This is a genomic window from Paenibacillus sp. cl130, from assembly GCF_900116035.1.
In the GTDB taxonomy this organism is placed as follows: Bacteria; Bacillota; Bacilli; order Paenibacillales; family Paenibacillaceae; genus Paenibacillus; species Paenibacillus polymyxa_B.
The window spans coordinates 378,518-397,532 of record NZ_FOYG01000005.1 but is presented as its reverse complement, the minus strand read 5'-3'; the positions used below and the strand labels follow the sequence as shown (position 1 = coordinate 397,532).

15 protein-coding genes are annotated in these 19,015 nt (G+C 43.9%); 3 read left to right on the top strand and 12 right to left on the bottom strand.

Annotation, left to right across the window (positions count from 1 at the left end; all coding sequences use genetic code 11):
- Positions 1-41: 41 nt before the first annotated feature.
- Both BM358_RS16440 and BM358_RS16435 read right to left on the bottom strand, forming a co-directional pair.
- Positions 42-476 carry a BrxA/BrxB family bacilliredoxin gene (locus tag BM358_RS16440; protein WP_023986978.1) on the bottom strand — a complete coding sequence of 145 codons (435 nt, stop codon included), beginning with the start codon at positions 474-476 and terminating at the stop codon, positions 42-44.
- Positions 477-617: 141 nt separating this feature from the next.
- Entirely contained in the window at positions 618-2,357 is a 1,740-nt protein-coding gene (locus tag BM358_RS16435) for a two-component system sensor histidine kinase NtrB (protein WP_028541021.1), read from the bottom strand.
- 291 nt (positions 2,358-2,648) lie between these two features.
- Here BM358_RS16435 and BM358_RS16430 point away from each other — a divergent pair, with 291 nt between their 5' ends.
- On the top strand, positions 2,649-3,908 hold the full coding sequence (locus tag BM358_RS16430; RefSeq protein WP_028541022.1) for a BaiN/RdsA family NAD(P)/FAD-dependent oxidoreductase: 1,260 nt from the start codon (positions 2,649-2,651) through the stop codon (positions 3,906-3,908).
- 281 nt (positions 3,909-4,189) lie between these two features.
- Here BM358_RS16430 and BM358_RS16425 read toward each other — a convergent pair whose 3' ends face one another.
- From BM358_RS16425 to BM358_RS16400, 6 genes are all read right to left on the bottom strand, one after another.
- A complete protein-coding gene (locus tag BM358_RS16425; protein ID WP_028541023.1) occupies positions 4,190-5,860 on the bottom strand; it encodes a ribonuclease J in 1,671 nt (556 codons plus the stop codon).
- A gap of 112 nt (positions 5,861-5,972) precedes the next feature.
- A complete protein-coding gene (locus BM358_RS16420) occupies positions 5,973-7,403 on the bottom strand; it encodes a YfcC family protein (protein WP_028541024.1) in 1,431 nt (476 codons plus the stop codon).
- 2 nt (positions 7,404-7,405) lie between these two features.
- Positions 7,406-8,989, bottom strand: coding sequence for an amidohydrolase (locus BM358_RS16415; protein ID WP_028541025.1), 1,584 nt, complete (start codon positions 8,987-8,989; stop codon positions 7,406-7,408).
- Positions 8,990-9,124: 135 nt separating this feature from the next.
- Positions 9,125-9,838 (bottom strand): GntR family transcriptional regulator, encoded by a 714-nt coding sequence (locus tag BM358_RS16410; protein WP_028541026.1) that lies wholly within the window; start codon positions 9,836-9,838, stop codon positions 9,125-9,127.
- A 96-nt stretch (positions 9,839-9,934) separates the two neighbouring features.
- Positions 9,935-10,747, bottom strand: coding sequence for a PfkB family carbohydrate kinase (locus BM358_RS16405; RefSeq protein WP_028541027.1), 813 nt, complete (start codon positions 10,745-10,747; stop codon positions 9,935-9,937).
- Between the two features lie 28 nt (positions 10,748-10,775).
- Positions 10,776-11,744 (bottom strand): SIS domain-containing protein, encoded by a 969-nt coding sequence (locus BM358_RS16400; RefSeq protein ID WP_028541028.1) that lies wholly within the window; start codon positions 11,742-11,744, stop codon positions 10,776-10,778.
- Positions 11,745-12,061: 317 nt separating this feature from the next.
- On the opposite strand from BM358_RS16400, the gene BM358_RS16395 reads away from it, so the two are divergent.
- A complete protein-coding gene (locus tag BM358_RS16395) occupies positions 12,062-12,694 on the top strand; it encodes a LysE family transporter (RefSeq protein WP_023986970.1) in 633 nt (210 codons plus the stop codon).
- 20 nt (positions 12,695-12,714) lie between these two features.
- Here the strand turns inward: BM358_RS16395 and BM358_RS16390 are convergent, their stop codons facing one another.
- Together BM358_RS16390 and BM358_RS16385 are read right to left on the bottom strand one after the other, a co-directional pair.
- Positions 12,715-14,052 (bottom strand): amino acid permease, encoded by a 1,338-nt coding sequence (locus BM358_RS16390; RefSeq protein ID WP_023986969.1) that lies wholly within the window; start codon positions 14,050-14,052, stop codon positions 12,715-12,717.
- Positions 14,053-14,258: 206 nt separating this feature from the next.
- Positions 14,259-14,693 (bottom strand): hypothetical protein, encoded by a 435-nt coding sequence (locus BM358_RS16385; RefSeq protein ID WP_023986968.1) that lies wholly within the window; start codon positions 14,691-14,693, stop codon positions 14,259-14,261.
- Positions 14,694-14,983: 290 nt separating this feature from the next.
- On the opposite strand from BM358_RS16385, the gene BM358_RS16380 reads away from it, so the two are divergent.
- Positions 14,984-15,448: a MarR family winged helix-turn-helix transcriptional regulator gene (locus tag BM358_RS16380; protein ID WP_013369372.1), complete on the top strand. Its 465-nt coding sequence runs from the start codon at positions 14,984-14,986 to the stop codon at positions 15,446-15,448.
- Positions 15,449-15,623: 175 nt separating this feature from the next.
- Here BM358_RS16380 and BM358_RS16375 read toward each other — a convergent pair whose 3' ends face one another.
- Positions 15,624-17,216: a glycoside hydrolase family 32 protein gene (locus BM358_RS16375; RefSeq protein WP_028541029.1), complete on the bottom strand. Its 1,593-nt coding sequence runs from the start codon at positions 17,214-17,216 to the stop codon at positions 15,624-15,626.
- A gap of 106 nt (positions 17,217-17,322) precedes the next feature.
- The gene (locus BM358_RS16370; RefSeq protein WP_023986966.1) at positions 17,323-18,822 is read right to left on the bottom strand and encodes a glycoside hydrolase family 68 protein; all 1,500 of its coding nucleotides are present in this window, start codon (positions 18,820-18,822) and stop codon (positions 17,323-17,325) included.
- Between the last annotated feature and the right edge of the window lie 193 nt (positions 18,823-19,015).

Below are 19,015 nucleotides of genomic sequence, written 5' to 3'. Positions count from 1 at the left end.
AGTTTCGCAGGCGAAAAATGCGGGGCATAGCTTGAGCAGTCTTACCGGCAAAAACGATCAAATGCACTGGTCAAATCAGCAGCGATCTGATCTGCCGAACGATCCTCCACCTGATGACGCTCGATGAAGTGAACCAGCTCGCCGTCTTTCAACAGCGCGATAGAAGGGGAAGACGGTGGGTAAGGTGCGAAAAATTCGCGAGCCTTTGCTGTTGCTTCCTTGTCCTGTCCGGCAAAAACCGAATACAGATGATCTGGCGTAAGATCATGCTTCAGTGCTTCAGCCACACCTGGGCGGCATTGGCCTGCGGCACAACCACATACCGAGTTCACAACAACCAGCACTGTACCTTTAGCATTAGGCAGCTTGGCCTCCACATCTTCAGAAGTACGCAGTTCCTGAATCCCAAGATTCGTCAGTTCATCACGCATTGGCTGAACTGAATCTCTCATATATTGATCGAAAGACATAGACATATTCTTTCACTCCTTTTCCAAAAATCATGTATACTACGTTTCTAATTTCATCCTTTGCCGTAGTAAAGGCATGGACATCTAAACTTCATTATACAATCTTTTTCACGTAATTTGCAAAAATCCGGATATATATTTGCACGATTATTTCTGTATCGAATTCATGACAGGAAACTCAGAATGATCCCGGTAAGTCGGAACGGTTCTGCGCAATCGAACTTTAAACTGCGTGCCCATTCCCTCCACCGAATCTACGGCAATTGTACCGTGATGACGCTCCACTATACTTTGACATAAGGCCAGACCCAGACCTGTACCTTTCGTTTTGGTCGTGTAAAAAGGTTGGAACAGCTTTTCAAGCTGCTTTTGCGGAATTCCCGGACCTGTATCCTTTACTTCCATTTCCACGAAATCCCCTTCCTCATGAGTCGAAATGGTCAGCACTCCCTTTTCCCCCATAGCTTCCATCGCATTACGCGATAAATTAAGCAGCAATTGCTTCATTTCCTTAGGGTTCAAATGCAGCATCGTCACATGATCCTCTAACTTTAGCTCAATCGTCTGTCCCCTCAGATTCGCATCTGCCCACAATAAAGGCGTCAGTTCGCGAATAATATCATGCAGATGACATTGCTCCTTCTCGACAATTCGATTCTGGGCCAGTGAAAGAAAATCGTTAATAATCCCGTTCGCCCGGTCAAGTTCCTCCATCACAATGCGGTAATAATGGTTGAGGGATTCTGGGCTTTTCTCACGCATAAGCTGTAAAAAACCACGCACAACCGCCATCGGATTACGTATTTCATGAGTAATGCCTGCTGCCATCTGTCCAACCAGACTGAGCCTTTCAAAATTACCCAGCTCACTGCGCAGCGTCTCCAGCTCTGTAATATCTTGCAAGGCGATAATGACACCTGTCGTTTGGTTTGCATGTTTATCCCGAATAGGAAGGAAACTTGAGAAGAATACTTTGGGGGTAACATTTATAAAATCAGCCCCCGCCTCTCCTTCCAACGCTTTCGCAACACGTTCGTTAACCGCAGGCAAAGCGCTAAAACCATATAACGAGGTGAATGGACGACCTACTACCTCAGGCAGTGTAATGTAGGGATCGTAGTCCCGATAGAGTTCCAGCATCGTTTTGTTCATATGTATAACTCGTTCTTCGCTGTCCAAAGTAACAAGAGATAACGGCATCAAATCCATAACTTGACGCAACTTATCCACTTCAATTAAATATTTGCTCGTAAACTCAGTCACATCACGCCGTAACGCCAGCTTCTCAAAGGCATTATGCATCAGGCTCACGACCGTAAAACTTGCCAGTACCCCTGCACCAATATTCCAAAACGTTGTAAGTAAGTCAGGAATGTATACCGCAATATCCTGTTTGCCCCACAGTAGCGGAAATATCGCCTTAAACAGCATATCAGCCACAACATATGCGGAGATCAGGAGCTTTTTGTCCAACATTGTTCCTCTTTGAAAAAACTTGACATGCAGGAGCATAAAAGGAAAAAGGATAAAACCCGTGCCCACATACATCGGGGACATTTCTGTCGACTGGGCTATAATTAGGACTCCCATCAGTGCGGAAGCGGCGAGCACGAAGGCAGTGCGACGTCTACCGTACATGATGCCAACTGCAAGGGGAATAATACCGAGATTGGAAGGTAGACCATATGGAGACTGATATTGAAAGAGTGTACATAGCAATATGGCTGGCAAGCAACACAAATACAGTATTCCTTGATTGGGTCCAGGAAGCAGATTGCCACCCCAAACCTTTTTCTTATCCCCATAATCCGTTAATATAGAGAAAAAACCCGCCGATATAACGGCAAGGAGAACTTGGAGCACACTTTCCTTCAACGCAATTAACAAGGACTTCTCCCCCTCATCATCTTTCCTTGACGCCGTTAGTTGAATTAAAGCACAGGCTACAATATATTACAATATATGTGTTAAAATCCCGGTGTAGAACGACAAAATTTGCTAAATACTAGATGTTTATAAGAGGAGCGTTTTTACGCAATCCAAATCCCTACAATTGAAAGATATGTGCGTTTACTATACTCGAAAGGTATCTAAAGTGACGGTATTACGTTATGATGAAAAATCGGTTACGCCGTTCTGAATGATTTTGAAAATTTGTCGACGAAAAGGAAGAGGTTAATGACTTACGACGTTATTGTGATCGGAGGCGGCTCAGCCGGATTAATGGCTGCTGCTGCTGCCAGCGGTGAAGGTGCCAAGGTGATTTTGCTGGAAAAGGGAAATAAACTCGGGCGTAAGCTGGGGATCTCTGGTGGAGGCCGTTGCAATGTCACGAATGCCAAAGAGCTGGACGAACTCATTCGGCACATTCCCGGCAATGGCCGATTTCTGCACAGTGCACTGGCGGCTTTCGGCAATCGGGATATCATCGCCTTTTTTGAACAGTTGGGTATAGCCTTAAAGGAAGAAGACAACGGGCGTATGTTTCCAGTGACGGACAAAGCCAAAACAGTTGTCGATGCTTTGATCAACAAGGTACGCTCTCAAGGAGTCGAGATTCGGACAAGCAGTCCTGTTCAAGAGGTTATTTACACTGAAGGTCATACAGCTGGGGTGCGACTGCGTTCCGGTGAAATCCTACATAGCCGTAATGTCATTGTAGCCGTTGGTGGCAAATCCGTCCCGCATACAGGCTCGGAAGGTGACGGCTATGCATGGGCAGAACAAGCAGGGCATACCATTACGGAGCTGTATCCAACAGAGGTGCCGTTGACCTCAGGCGAGACGTTTATCCAGACGAAAGAGCTTCAGGGACTATCCTTACGCGACATCAGTCTGACCGTATGGAATGCGAAGCAAAAGAAAGTTGTCGTCCATGAAGGAGATATGATTTTTACACATTTTGGTCTATCTGGCCCGACTGCTTTGCGGTGCAGTCAGTTTGTCGTCAAGGGAATGAAAAAGGATAAGGTGAACACGGTGTTGTTGACTCTCGATTTGCAGCCTCACAAACATGCCGATGAAGTCTACCGTGAGACGCTGGAATTGGCATCGGTCGATGCTAAAAAAGCGATCAAAAACGTGCTTAAGCCTTATTTACCGGAACGCTTGATTCCATTGTTGCTCCAGCAAGCCGAACTGCGTGAGGACTTGACCTATGATCATATTCCTAAGCAGCAGTGGCAAGAACTTGCTCATCGCATTAAGGCGTTTCCAATCCGTGTGAACGGTACGCTCTCTCTGAAGGAAGCATTTGTTACCGGGGGCGGTGTGAATTTGAAGGAAATTAATCCGAAAACAATGGAGTCCAAGCTGATGCCTGGATTGTTCTTCTGCGGTGAGATTCTCGATATTCACGGTTACACTGGAGGTTATAATATTACAGCGGCGTTTACGACAGGGCATACAGCAGGAACCCAAGCGGCCGTAAGCTATTAAGACGCTGCGCGTAGGATTTGATCTTACGATCGCTGTTGCCACGGGATTCTCTTGATTATATAAAACATTTAAGGGTAAGAATTCCGTGGCAAAGGCGAACGCTGTCGCTTCTCCAGATTCAAATCCTCCGCTGCGCTGCAAACCGCCATTACATCCGCATTCTTATAGGAAAAGTAGGAAGGAAATCAAAAAGACTTAAATCAGTCATGTTACTGATTTAAGCCTTTTTTTTAAAATGGCGTAAAGAACAAGCTCCATCTTGTTTTGACATTTGCCGCTATTTAAACCTCAATAATGATAGGTAAAATCATGGGTCTTCTCTTCGTCTGACTGTAAATAAACCGGCCAACATCATCTTTTAACATCTGCTTAATCAGTCCCCACTGACTCATTTCGATTTCGGTTAACTCGTTCACTGTGGACATAATCGTGTCGTGGATCTGGCTCATGAGCTCTTCGGAATCCTTAACATATACAAACCCTCTTGATATGACCTCTGGCGTTGCGAGCATTTGCTTCTCGTTTTTGCTCAACGTCATCACAATAATCAGCATTCCGTCTGATGAAAGCTTTTTACGGTCTCGCAGTACAATATTACCTACGTCCCCTGTGACCAACCCGTCTACCAAGCTATTGCCGGCTGCTACTTTGGGGCCTAGGGATGCCCTTCCCTCTTCGATTTGAACAGTGTCACCGTTATGGACGATAAATACATTCTCCATCGGAATCCCCACAGACTCCGCTAGCTGACGATGCTGATACAACATCCTGAATTCGCCGTGTATGGGAATTAAAAACTCGGGTTTCATCAGGGTCATCATTAATTTTAATTCTTCCTGGCTGCCATGACCGGACACGTGCATCCCTGTGGTGCTGCCTGATCCATAAATAACGTTGGCGCCCAGTACGTACAGGTTATCAATGACCTGGGAAAGATTCCGTTCATTCCCGGGTATGGCTCCTGCAGCAATGATTACAGTATCACCAGGCAAAATTTCGATTCTGGGATGCAGGGAATTGGCTAGACGGGACAGTGCAGCCATTGGCTCACCCTGACTTCCTGTACATAAAATAGCAATTTCTTCTGCAGGAAACCGTTCTGTTTCTCCCGCCTCAATCAACAAGTCCTCAGGCATGTGCAAGAAACCCAGCTCCTTAGCCACTGACACCACATTTATCATGCTGCGACCCAGTAGAACGAGTTTTCTGCCTGTTTCTACAGCCGCGTCAATGACTTGTTGGACACGGTTCACATTGGATGCAAACGTAGAAATAAATACTTGCTGTTTGGCTCTGGCGAAAGCATCCAAAATATGTCCGCCAACCAAACGTTCTGAAGGAGTAAATCCTGGCCTTTCGGCATTTGTACTTTCGGAGAGCAGCACTTTTACCCCCTTCTTTCCTATTTCAGCCATGCGATGAAGATCGGGGAAAGGTCCACTAACGGGAGACATATCGAATTTGAAATCCCCGGTATGGACCACATTTCCTTCCGGTGTCTGAAAAAAGACACCCAGGCAATCCGGGATACTGTGGACGGTAGTGAAAAAGGATGCCTGAATCGTTCCCGCTTGAACGGTTGAATCCGCATCTATAAGATGAAGCTCAGCATCACGTAAAAGGTTGTGCTCCCTTAACTTAATCTTAATTAATTCGATGGTGAGCTTTGTTCCATAAACGGGCATATTAATCTGCTTCAGCAGATAGGGAATACCTCCGATGTGATCCTCATGCCCATGAGTCACAATGAGCGCTCTGACTTTATCCTGATTTTCCAGCAGATAGGTGACATCCGGCACAATGAGGTCAATACCAGGCAAGTTCTCATCAGGAAACTTGGAACCACAATCGATAACGACAATATCCTGATCGTATTGGATAAAATACATGTTTTTCCCGATTTCATTAACACCGCCTAGAGCAGCAATGAGTAATCTATTATCAGCATGCATCAATTTTATTTCCTCCTTAGGAAAATGCTATCCATATTATTCATTTTCCACGTAAACTTATGCACAAAAAGAAACCCTTGTCTCTAAAAGACAGGGGCTCTCACTTGATTTATTAGATACCCACCGCAGCCGAAATAGCAGCAAAAATAGCAGCAACTAACCACAGGATCGGGAATAGCTTGAAGATTACCTTCAGCCACTGTCCAAAGCTGATCCGGGCAATGGCCAATCCCGCCAGCAGTACTCCGCCTGTCGGTGAAATTAGATTGGTTAACCCGTTACCGAATTGGTACGCTGTGACTACTGCTTCACGATTGATACCTACAAGATCGCCAAGCGGTGCAAGTACAGGCATGGTTAGTGCTGCTTCCCCCGAAGAAGATGGGACTAGGAAAGTAATAATATTATGTGCAACCAACATAATGGTAGTGAACAAGTAACTTGGCAATCCTTCCAGAATGCTTGCGAGTGCATTCAATACGGTATCGATGATCATACCCTGCTCGGCGATGATCAGAATTCCGCGGGCGAGACCTATGATCACTGCAGCGTAGATGAATTCTCCACACCCTTTTACAAAATTCTCAGCTATTTCCTTCTGGCTCATTTTAGTAACTACCCCGACAAAAAGACCGAGTGCGAAGAAAAGGGCACCAATTTCAGTCATATACCAGCCTTTGGACAAAATTCCCCAGACAATTGCTCCAAGCGTTACAATAAATCCACCTATTATTAATTTGTCCCGAAACGTGAAGACGACGTCCTCACCTGTATTTTCTTTTATAAATTGCTCACGATTTATAATATCACTCTGAAAAACAATGGATTTCTCCGGATTTCTCTTAACCCGATGCGCATACCACATCGTAAAGACAATAGAAATCATAGTAAATACAAGCCATTCAATAAATCTCAGCCAGAGCTGAGGATTCCCCTCCACTCCTGCGATCCCCTGGGCAATCAATACTGAAAATGGATTAACAGTCGAACCAACATAGCCAATTTGCGTTCCCAGAAATAGAATGAGAATAGCAGTCATAGAATCGAAGCCTAGGGCAAACATTAACGGAATAAAAATCGCATAAAGCGGAATAATTTCTTCGCTCATCCCAAAGGTAGAGCCTCCGAGACTGAATATAACCATGGCAATTGGAATAAGCAGAATCCCCTTATTCTTCAGCCGTCTGGCAAGAGCTGTCAGGGCACGATCGATGGCTCCCGTCTGCAGTATAATCCCGAAGGAGCCGCCCACAATAAGGACAAAAGAGACGACATCCGCGGCATTGATAATCCCCTCAATAGGAGCGCTTAGGATTTGAGGGAGACCTTGTCTTAAATCACCGTTCTCACCAGTTTTGGGTACAGTGTGATAGGTTCCCGAAACGATCGCCGTTTTGGTCACGCCGTTTACTGTCACTTCATGACGCTCAAATTGTCCGCTGGGCACAATCCATGTCAATGCGGCGACTGTAATAATAATCAAAAATATTAAAGTATAGCTATGGGGCAAGGATAATTTCCATTTCATATTCTTGATGTTCATGTTTATCCCTCATTCCAAGAATGGTTATACGTAACCTTCCCTCCCATAATGGTCAATATCACTTGGGCGTCCCTGATGTCACCAGCGGATGCGTTAAGGAGGTCGCGATCAAAAACGGCGATGTCAGCATATTTTCCAGCCTCTAGCGTGCCTGTGACCTCTTCCATATAACAATGTCTGGCTCCATTAATGGTCCATGCCTTTAAAACTTCGGATGGCAGCATCCCCCGATCGGGATACCAGCCTCCAGTAGGTGATCCGTCCGGAAACAACCGATGAGAAGCTGCGTACAATGAATCGGGAACACTCGTGATAAATAAGGGCAGATCAGTCCCAATGGTTATTGGCACATTAGCCTCCAGCATAGATTTATAATTATAAAATCGGTTTTCATTAACTTTGCCCACCACAACAGGCATATAGGCATCTTCATAGGTTGGATTCAGTAGCAGGATTTGAGCGTAGACTTCGGCAAAAATTTCGTTTTCACCCATTCTGATCAGATCATCTGGATGAGGATACTCTAGATCACTGATCGAATGTCTGATAAGGTTATTACCTTGTTGTTCGCGGCATTTTTCAATCATGGATACCGCTTGGCGAATCGCAGCATCACCTTCTGCAGTTAGGCAGCATTTGATACCTTGGCTGTCTGCTTCCAGCACAGAGGCTTCAATCTTTTTGTAGTCAACCGTCCTCAAAGTCGTTACTCCGGGCATATCTGCGTAAGGTTCCAGCATGTCCCCCGTATGATCTGCTACGACACCGTCAAGCATCAGCTTGTATCCTTGGAAACGAATAAGGTCTCCATTATAAAGTGCTTTATACTTCATACCGGTGGCAATATCAAGCGATTCAACAACGGGTTCAAGCGAGAAATGAAATCGGAGTGGCAGTTCCCCTGTTTCTTTCAATTCTTCTAGAATCGGCAGCAGCTCGCTATGCCGGTCAAAGCCAATATCTTTTATGGAAGTAACTCCTCGTGCAGCTAGTATGCGGCAAAACTCCATAAACTCTTGTTTGACAAGACTGTGGTCCTGCATCATAGCTTGGAGCAGCAAAGCGCGTGCCTCAGCACTGCATTGATCCGGCAAAAATTGATATTTCTCCTGAGCCAGTCGGTTCATCCAGCAGTAGCTTTTATTTAGGTTAATGGCAATTACCGCCCGATCAGGGAACAGCTCGTCCAACAAGCTTTGCTCAGGCAGCTTGCCCCATCCTTCCTCGCTCAAACCGTAAGCGGTTACATCTTTCCCTGGCGGAAGATTGTTTGCCGCTTGTAGCATGGATTCCACTGCTTCTTCAATCGAGGCTGCATGAGTCAAATCCACGCCCCGATGCATCGACATATATCCGGTAAAAAATACATGGTTGTCATGAACTCCTGGCATGATAAAAGCATCACCCAAATCACAGACAACCGTTCCCGCTCCTATCCAAGCTTGTGCTTCCTCGGGACGCCCCACTGCTGCAATACATTCTCCTCGCAGTGCAATAAACCCAGGCGAGGCTTCATTTTCTAAGCCATTAAAAATAGCATTTGACAGTAAAACTTTGTCCGCTAATGTGTCATTCTTCCCTTGCACAATTTCACCCCCTCATTATTTATCCGCCCTATAACATAACGTAATATAACGTTATAATATTGCTTCTGCTTCTCTTATGAAGTGGAAGCAGAAGCTGCGCCGTACCTGAATAACATTACCTAACAGGCAATGGATTTATATTGAGAATTGATAACGGTCTCCAATGATGTACTGCTTACCTACATGAACGGGGCTTCCATGCTGATCATAAATAATAGTGTGCATGTAGAACAACGCCTGTCCGATGGCCGTCTCCAGCAGCTTTGCTTGGTATTCATCCGCCAAAGCGATTTGTAATATCGTCTCTCCCGGTTGGTTAGGATCGATGCTGTATTTATGACGCAGCAGTTCGTATACAGAGCCCTCCAACTGTTCTTCCATTAGAAAAGAAAATCGGTCATAAGGATAAAGATTATTCTCCAGCATTAGCGGTCGATCACCGGCGTATCTCTTGCGCTGAATAAATAACACTTTTTCTCCTTGTGGTAGCTGCAACTGATGTGCAATTTCCTCATCTGCTTCTATGATTTCACGTTCTGTGACCACACTGTGTGAAGAGAGGCCGTTGGATTTGCAGGCAGCTGTAAAGCTGATGATATGTTCAATCTTCCGCCCAATTTTGGGTACATTGACAAAGGTACCTTTTCCTTGACGTTTGGTCAGATAACCTTCATGAACCAATTCGGCAATTGCTTTTCTTACGGTAATTCGACTTACATTGTAGGTCTCGCTTAGCTCAGTTTCGGTAGGTATACGACTTCCCTGCGTAAATGTTCCATTATGAATAGCGGTTTTGACTGCTTTTTGTAATTGAATATATAATGGCTCTGCTTGGTCTGAATTCAACATAATGTGCCCTCACTTGTCATATAACGTTATATTACTCCCACTTAGAGTATCAAATGTTACATATTTTTACAAGTGAAGATATTTGAAAATATTTTATTAGTAGCGGACGCCGTATCCGAAAGAACCTTCTACCAGACAGCTCTGGGCGGCAACCCTCGAGCCTTCTGCCATAGCGTCCTGAATGTTGCTATTTTTTAAAAAACTCAGTAAAAAGGCGGTTATATAAGAGTCTCCTGCCCCCATCGTATCCACAGCGTCAACGGAATCAGGCATTTGAAAATAGAACTTAGTACCATCATAGGCAATAGACCTATCTCCACCACGTGTGGCTACCAGGATTTGCCCCTCTTTTTTTCGATTGGAGCGGATATAGTTCTGTGTCTCTTCATCCGTCATATGGCTGCAAGAGAAGAAAGCGAAATCGGCATACGCAATATATTTCTCCACTTGTGCATCTACGAAATCATCCGAAAAGTCAAAAGAAAGAGGGATTCCCAGCGTCTCCAATTCAGGCAGCAAGTGCCCTGTATGACTGTACAAGCCGGTGTGTATAAGGTCGAACCCGCCAACATAGGCCTTGTCTTCTTCACTCAGCTCCAGCGGATGGAGACGTGTAACTCCTCCCTCATTGCTGCCCAGAAATACTCTGTCTCCGTCTTCCAGGGTTACACGTGCGCAGCCGTTCTCACCGCTGTGATATCTGCACCGTGAAATGTCAATTTCCAGCTCACGGAGAATGTGTTCTACATGCTGCGCTTCGTTATCATCTCCGAATACTCCTATAAAGGCTGCATCTACTCCCGCTTTTTTGGCAAATACACTGAAATTAAGCGCATTGCCGCCAGGATACATCATGTGCAGATGAACATATTTATCTACCACATTATCGCCAATGCCTAGAACTTTCATGATGGTTTCCTCCTGTTGGTAAGAGCGCTTAGTAAGCTACTTTGCCCATATAACGGCGAGTTTCCAGTGGGTGATTGCGTACATTTGCGAGTGCTTCACGATAAACACATACAATGCTGTAAAATAAAACCGGGTTAAAAAACTCGACGACCTCGTCGGCAATGGTTCCGATTCCAAGCTCCTTCGCATCGATCACTTCCACTTTCTCGGCATATTGACTCAGGAAAGTCCGTGCCCGCTCATCCAGTGCCCGTGTGCGTCCTTCGTTGATCATCAGAATAAATGGAATTTCTTTATCCGTTACTTCAAACGGACCGTGGAAAAATTCACCGGAATGGATTGAAGCCGCATGGAGCCATTGCATTTCCATCAGAGAACAGATAGCAAATCCGTAGGCATGTCCATAAGAAGCTCCGCTGGTCAGGATATAGAAAAGGTCTTCATTGCGATATTTGTCAGCAAATACACTGGCACGGGGTTCAACTTGTATTTTTGCCCGGTTAATAATTCCATTGATTGCTCCCAAGCCGTTCTGGAAAGCTTGATAATGCACATAGCCTTCAGCGATCTGAAGCAGCTCAACAGTAAGCTCTAAAATAATGGCCATAGGATTATTTTTAACATCGCTCTCATCTCCCCATTCGTAGAGGAATGAATAATCGGAATAATTGAGCAGTGTCGCTTCACTATTGTGGGTTAAGCCGATGGTGTAAGCGCCTTTCTCTTTGGCTGATTTAGCAGCCGCAACCGATTCCGGCGTGTTTCCTCCATGGGAGCAAACGATGACTACAGCGTTTTTACCTAAACGTTTTGGCAGCGCGTGCACAAACTCATTCGCCGTATACATGCCTGCTACCAGCTTCTTTGCTTCACTATCCAGAAAATATTTTGAGGGATACATATCGACTAATGAGCCCCCGCAGGCTACTAAATAAACCTCTGAAATCTTCCCACTCGCTTGTTCATAAATCGTTTGAACCGTCTGATGTACATTCATTGTTATCTCTCCCTTTTATATAACGTTATATAACGTATTGTTTACGAGATAAATATAAGCGCTTTCAATAAAAGTGTCAAGCCCAATTATTCGATCAAATAGACTTTTTTTATAACCTGTCATTAAAAAAGCTCTAATCCTTTTATGTAAGGGATTAGAGCTCCTTTTTTAGTTTTAATTCATTGATAGTGGTTGGCAATATCGAGGCTACTCCTGCAATATACGTACAAAAAAATGGTCTTACAGATGAGTTTGTCCGAATAAACTTAAATAGACAAATACATAACATCCAATATTACTCAAGGAGGAAAAAGGACATTAATACGTTTATCAGTTATATTTTTCTTGGTTTGTCACTTTCCGCTCCCATTGGACCGATTAATGCCGCACAGTTGGATCGAGGTATTAAGAATGGGTTTTGGCATGCCTGGTTTATTGGGCTTGGTGCAATAACCGCAGATATAATCTATATGTTGCTTGTCTATTTGGGAATGATCCACCTTCTTAATGCCCCGTTTGTCAAAGCTTTTTTATGGATGTTTGGTTTTTTCGTGCTTGTGTATACAGGTCTTGAAAGTATTAAAAATGCTGGCGTGATTTCAGAATCTGAATTAAGGGGAAATGGTAATACCCTAACCAACTCATTTCTAGCGGGTTTCCTGATGTCATTATTCAATCCCCTCTCCATCCTGTTCTGGCTTGGGATTTACGGGTCCATACTCGCAAACGTCGCTAATTCATATCCAGTACAACAGCTAATGATCTTTAGCGGAGCGATTGTATTAGGTGTGTTACTCTGGGATGTGACTATGGCAGCCGCTTCAAGTATTTTCCGTAGGTTTCTAAAAACCGGATTGCTTAAAACCATCTCTTGGATGTCTGGATTATCTCTTATCGGTTTTGGCTTTTATTTTGGTGTACAAGCATTTCAATTACTTTTTTTACGCTAACTCTTGGCTTCTTGGCAAAATTACCGAGATACCTTCGTGTGTTTTCGGCGAACCCATTGTACGATAAGGTCACATATTGCAATTAACAAGACAAGCAATAAGCTGATGTAAACTCCCGGGCGGCTAAGCTTATGAAAAAATGATCCGACCACAGCCATAGCTATCAACAATAATCCAATCCAACGTTTAATATGGTTTGATCTACTCGATTCCAGTAGCTTACCTGAAGACAGCAAAATAAAGCACCAATTATACAACAGCATTAAACCCGCTGCAGTAGTGATATATTCATATACTTTTCCCGGTAGTAGCAACGACATTACGATGGCTGAGATTAATCCAACGGAGATCAAACTAAGTGCATATAGAGGATATTTACCCTTCCACTTCCGTGAAAATAATGTGGGTGCATCTCCTTCCTGTGCGAGTGTAATCATCATAGATGTCTCTGCATATAGAGATGCTGTCATTGTTGAGAACCCTGCAATAATAAGCACTCCATTAAATAAATGAGGCATAAAAACCAGATGATCGCTGCTGAGCGCAAGCACAAAAGGACTTTCTTTCGGGTTAAAGGCACTTAATGGCACCATAGACACAGCCAGACCAATCGAAAGCACATACACTGCAACCAGTGTAACCAGCATTACTTTTCCTGCTTTAGGTGCATCCTCCGGTTTTTGAAGCCGATTTGACATAATTCCGAGCACTTCAATACCTCCGTATGCATAAAAGGCAAAAATAAAAGATGACCACAATCCTATACCGCCGGTAGGGAAAAACTCTTTGTAACTGTTGGGGAGCTTTGGATTATATTTTCCTCCTCCGATCCAGCCTGCCAAAAGAGCAACGGCCAAGACCAGAAACATAACAATAGCTGCCATCTTAATGATGGCCAATACATTTTCAACTCGATCAAAACCCTTATTGCCAAAAAAAACAATCACAAGCCCTAAAATCCCGAAGCCTGCCGCAAAGATCCACATCGGTACCTGAGGAAACCAAAAACGTGAGAATATAGACAACGCAGTTAACTGGCTCCCATTAATAAGGAGTTCCGAAAACCAATATACCCAGCCACTGCCGAATCCTGCCCAACTTCCAAATGCTTTTTGGGCATAGGAACGGAAGGAACCCTGTTCAGGATGATCTGCCGTCATTCGCGAAAGAGCATCAAACACTACATATGTTCCAACCGCTGCCAAAAAGTATGCAATCAGTACGGCTGGACCGCCAATAGAAATCGCTAAGCCGGACCCCAGAAAATATCCTGTACCGATAGTACCTGCAACTCCTAACAAGCTAAGTTGCCACCATTTTAGTTTTTGTTCTTTTTGCATATCAGACGGTTTGTCCATTAAAAAATCACCCTACTCCTAGATTTTGGGACAGATCTCTCCATTCTTTAGATTGCCCTCTCCAATATATTTCATGTGAATGAATGACTCTTCTTTATCAATAAAAAAGCACCAGCTAACCCGCTCAAGGTTTACTGGTGCTTTTTACTTCACAAAACATTTGGAACATAAACAACCGCCTAATCGACATAGCGTCATCATTTGGGTCAAATATGGATGCTTCCAGAAAATCCATCCACTTCGTCTTCCGGTTGTTGATCAGAGCTGACGTTGTGCTCCCCAGTTGTGTTGCTGTACGTTCGAGAGGAACCGTTTTTATACGCTTCACTCCAATCCTCGTTGATCGTGTGCGCCGGGATAATCCAGTCCTCCGGGCTATAACCTGGATTTTGTACACCGACATTTCCTTGCAGATCGGGAATTGCATCCGGTCTAGAGAAAAGAGTTCCTACCTCAATCATACTTCCTTCATAGGCTTGGCAAATCTCCAATGCAGACAACACATCCTGGTTCTCAATATGAACACTGAGACCTGTGTCACCATTTGTGCTGGCGGAGTATCCAATTTCCTTTAATGTTTCACAGGCTTGGGTGGCTTGCTGCGGATCACGAAATTGAAAACGGAAAGAACCCGTATCCATGTGTTTCATCTCCTCTGAAGTAGCTTATTTTGTTAATTGGGGTTCATTAGGTTAGGTATGTTATTTTTAATATAACCAACCGGAACAGTATTTTTACATTCAAAACCTTTATTTTTCAAAAATTTACTTTAAAGCTTTGAAATTAAATAGTTAAAAAAGCAGCTACTGTGACAAATCGCATGTTTTCGCTACGTAAATCCCTTTATGCTAGTAACAAGGGTATGGTTGCCCGGTCATCCGAGCCGAGCGGTCAAAGGATGCCCAAATCCATACATAAAGGCGGAATGAAGATGATAGATTACCGAACATTGGTGACACAGCAATCTATGCATTTGTATAGCGTGTTTGCCAAGTCATTCAAAAGTGTAAACGAACATGCGGTTGCTGGCATCAAAACGGTGGGCTTCAACCCAACGGCCTTCGCCGTGATGGAAGTTTTATATCACAAGGGCGCGCAGCCAATCCAACAAATTGGAGCAAAGCTGCTTCTGCAAAGCGGAAATGTCACTTATGTTATTGACAAGCTGGAAAGCCGCGGTTATTTGCACCGTCACCCGTGCGACCAAGATCGTCGGATTATATATGCAGAATTGACGGACGAAGGACAACGTGTCATGGACGAAATTTATCCTGATTATACACGTCAGATTGAACGTGCCTTTAGCGGAATCAGTGAAACCGAAAGAGATCAACTCATCGGCTTGCTTAAAAAATTGGGCCGTAGCGCTGATAACCTGTCACCTTATCACAAATAGAACGAATAGTAATTTTAGCAACTGATCGTTTGTGAATAAACGAACAATCTTATAGCTGTGCTAAACGAAAATTTAGATTTACACAGAAAAGTCCACCCTTATATTCATGGGTGGACTTTTCATATACCTGAATAGAGCGAAATATGCCCAAGCTTACGAGCAGCATAAGTACCTACTATCGACTAAAGTGTTTGACCACTACATTATTAAAAATTGCTGGACCGCCATCGGAAAACAGAGTGATTTTCTGATCCTCTAACCGTGGAAATATTAAAGAGGAATAAGCTACTTCTCCACCATCGACAAACACTTCAATACTGGTTTTATCGACGAGAATGTTCAGGTGTACCTTTTTCTTATCGGGATCAAATGGCGCCTTGCTCTCTACATATTTTTCACTCTGATCCGGCTGCCCAGTGTTCGCTCTGTTTACGTAAGAGTATTGACCTTCCACTGAGACACCCACATCGACATGACGCTTGCCATCCGTCGACTCTCGAAGCCTCAATCCTACATTTTTAATCGTGGACCAAGATACATCCGCCTCTAGCTGATAGGCATCGCCTGCTACTGGAAGCCGGTGAGCACCCTCTACTTTAATCGTTCCTAATGATTTTTTGGATGTTTGGAATCGCTCCAAATTGGGTACCGGCTGTGAAACCAATCGATATCCAGCATCTGCCGTATGTTTCAGTCGAATTTGGCGAACAATCGAATCCATTCCATTAAAGCCTTCCTTTAGGGTAGGCGTGTTATTGGCATAATCCCAATTGTTCATCCAGGCCAGAGCATAACGGTGACTATATTTATCTTTGTCTTTTCCTTCCTCGAACGTAACTGCACCATACCAGTCAAACCCATAATCCAGCCACTCAGGTTCACTGTGATCAGGGAGAAATGCTTCTCCATTAAAATCTCCCGTCCAATAGGCATACGTGTTGGGCCCGCCTGTTGATTTGCTATTGGCGCTCACGCCTAGAATCCATTGATAGGTTCCATCATCCGCACGCATCCGGTAAAGGTCAGGACATTCCACAAGCCCGATATTTTCCGTTTGAAAGCCGCTCGTATACCGCCAATTCTTTAAATTATCAGACTCATAAAAGCCAATCTTTGTTCCCTCTGCCATGACCATCACCCATTGATTACGTTGAGTATCTCGGATGATTTTGGGATCTCTGAAGTCCTTTGTACCTGGGTTGGACATCACAGGCTTGTTGCGGTAAGAAGTAAACGTCTTGCCTTTGTCCTTACTGTACCACAAAAATTGTTCCTGCTTTCCGCCATCTGCGGAGGGCTGTGTCACAATGGCTACCAGCGTGCCTTTTCCAAAACCTGCGGTATTATTATCATCGATCACGACCGAACCGGACCAAGGATCTCCATTTGGGTTCGTATATTTTGGAATCGCCACCCCTTCATCTTTCCAATGTACCAGGTCGGTTGATGTGGCATGTCGCCATTCTGTACCGTTCTTTTTGGGATAGTCACGATTATATAAATAGTAATAATGATATTTTCCATCAAAATAAATGGGCCGTTGAGGATCATTCTTCCACTTATCCGGAACAGTAAAATGATAGGATGCCCGATAGGTCGGTGTTGTATGCTTACTTTGATTAGCTTGATTTTTGGGAATTGCAGCAGGTTTTTGGGGTTTGGCTGCATCCTGTTGGTACATACTCCATCCCATAGCTATAAATATAGTTAAGCCTGTGATAATTACAACGGATCGTATCCAAATGCTCTTGGGAGCTTTTTTTCTCATTATGACGATCCTCCTTACCTCTCATTGCATTGTTATGTATCGTCCGACGGACGGCAGATCGGTAAGCTACCAAACCGCCGCCTTCGGACATACTGCATATACCTACTTATTTCTTCCCATACTCATTTGGAGATTCTTTTTTGTCATTCGTTGGATCAACCGTGATTTGCCCTTGCTCCAAAATACCGTTTTTCACAACAGACGTTTTCGAGCCTTTAATATTCAGCAGGAAGCTTGGCGCGAAAGTAGATTTGTGATCCGGGAAAAGCCCTCGATTAGTCATATAACTCGAAACGACTACGTTATTACCTTTGCCTTGCGGGATAGCAAAATGGGCATACGTCCAGGTAATATCATCACGATCCAGATCCTGATGAAGAACGAGACCGGTTCCATTCAACGGTTTATAAGGCCCTGTCAAGGAAGTAGAAACATAACCCAGCATGTAAATATCATCGTCTCCGATCGCATCTACAGTCACCTTGGAACCTCTCGTACTCGTAAATAAATACCACAAACCGTTCATTTTGAACACATTCGCCCGTTCAATTTCATCTGTTACCAGATTGGAAGCAATCAAAGGAGGCATTACATTTTTCAACGTATAATCATCATTCAATTCAACGATGCCCAGTGCGCCGTTCGCCAGCTCAGCTCCTTTTTTCTTAGGACTTTGCTGCAGATTAGAAAGCTCTTCCCTGAAGAATTTCTTATTGCCGCCATAATAAGCTGAGTTTTGAAGCGAATCTTCGCCTTGGTAGCCTGTCTCTGTCCCTGTATTGGCTTCAAATATAATATATTTGTGGCCTTGATCCTCGACATAGTGAGGGTCTCTAAACGTATGGTTATCCATATCCACTCCGACGCTTTGCTGCACATTTTGATAGGTTTTCCCATCTCCACCGTCATAGATCGATTTCAAATCCTCGACTCCATCTACTTTCAGTGTCTTATCATCAGGCTGAGAGACATTAATTTGAGCCGTGCTCAAGGTTTGCTTGCCGTATAATTTGTTATTCGGATCATAGGGCTGTCTGCTGGTATAAAATAAACGTACTTGTCCATCAGAGGTTAAGGTAGCTGAACCTGACCATTCTTCTGACTGATTTTTTAGAATCGGATCGTTGGCAAGCAATTTATCATTGTCTTTAAATACTCTGCCGGCATTTTTCCAGCCGCTCAGTGAAGTATTGCCCGCTTTTTGATAGAACAGGTATATGAATGTATCCTCGCCTCTTTTAGGATCGCCTGCCAATCCAAAAACGATATTATACCCTTTGTAATTGGCTACTGTGCCATCGGCATTTTGTAACGGCCAAGAGTCCCAGACATCGAAATCAATTAGCTTGCCTGAGCTGTCGCGACCAATAGCAGAAGGAATATTCTTAATTGTAGAGGCATCAAAGGACGGAACCTCATATTTCTCTTTGCCTTGCTGTTTGAAAATATTCAGCATGTCATTACGCGTAATTTGGGTAAATGCATTGTCTGTTTTGAGATCAGATGCATCATTTTCCTCGGCAAAAGCCTGAACGCCGCCTCCTAACAGCAAGGTAGTTGCTACTGTTGCAGTGGCTGCTTTACTGAACCATTTGTTAAACTTCAAGTACTCCATCTCCCTTAATCTAATTGTGCTTCTAGATTTGAAACCCAACTTTTTGGTTGGTAGGGCCATTTTATATGGTATGTCAAACGATTGATATAGACTGAAAAGCCCTATTATGTGAGGTAAGAAATCAGGTTCCTCTATGAATTTCATCCTCATATTTTCCTAGTAATTTTCTGAAAATTCCTTTTTT

What these genes read in the sequence shown, in the direction of transcription:
- BM358_RS16385 (WP_023986968.1), bottom strand. Translation starts at nt 14,693, where the DNA reads ATGGATACGGGTTCTTTCCGTTTTCAATTTCGTGATCCGCAGCAAGCC.
- BM358_RS16375 (WP_028541029.1), bottom strand. Translation starts at nt 17,216, where the DNA reads ATGAGAAAAAAAGCTCCCAAGAGCATTTGGATACGATCCGTTGTAATT.
- BM358_RS16425 (WP_028541023.1), bottom strand. Translation starts at nt 5,860, where the DNA reads ATGCATGCTGATAATAGATTACTCATTGCTGCTCTAGGCGGTGTTAAT.
- BM358_RS16410 (WP_028541026.1), bottom strand. Translation starts at nt 9,838, where the DNA reads ATGTTGAATTCAGACCAAGCAGAGCCATTATATATTCAATTACAAAAA.
- BM358_RS16390 (WP_023986969.1), bottom strand. Translation starts at nt 14,052, where the DNA reads ATGGACAAACCGTCTGATATGCAAAAAGAACAAAAACTAAAATGGTGG.
- BM358_RS16440 (WP_023986978.1), bottom strand. Translation starts at nt 476, where the DNA reads ATGTCTATGTCTTTCGATCAATATATGAGAGATTCAGTTCAGCCAATG.
- BM358_RS16420 (WP_028541024.1), bottom strand. Translation starts at nt 7,403, where the DNA reads ATGAACATCAAGAATATGAAATGGAAATTATCCTTGCCCCATAGCTAT.
- BM358_RS16400 (WP_028541028.1), bottom strand. Translation starts at nt 11,744, where the DNA reads ATGAATGTACATCAGACGGTTCAAACGATTTATGAACAAGCGAGTGGG.
- BM358_RS16380 (WP_013369372.1), top strand. Translation starts at nt 14,984, where the DNA reads ATGATAGATTACCGAACATTGGTGACACAGCAATCTATGCATTTGTAT.
- BM358_RS16430 (WP_028541022.1), top strand. Translation starts at nt 2,649, where the DNA reads ATGACTTACGACGTTATTGTGATCGGAGGCGGCTCAGCCGGATTAATG.
- BM358_RS16405 (WP_028541027.1), bottom strand. Translation starts at nt 10,747, where the DNA reads ATGAAAGTTCTAGGCATTGGCGATAATGTGGTAGATAAATATGTTCAT.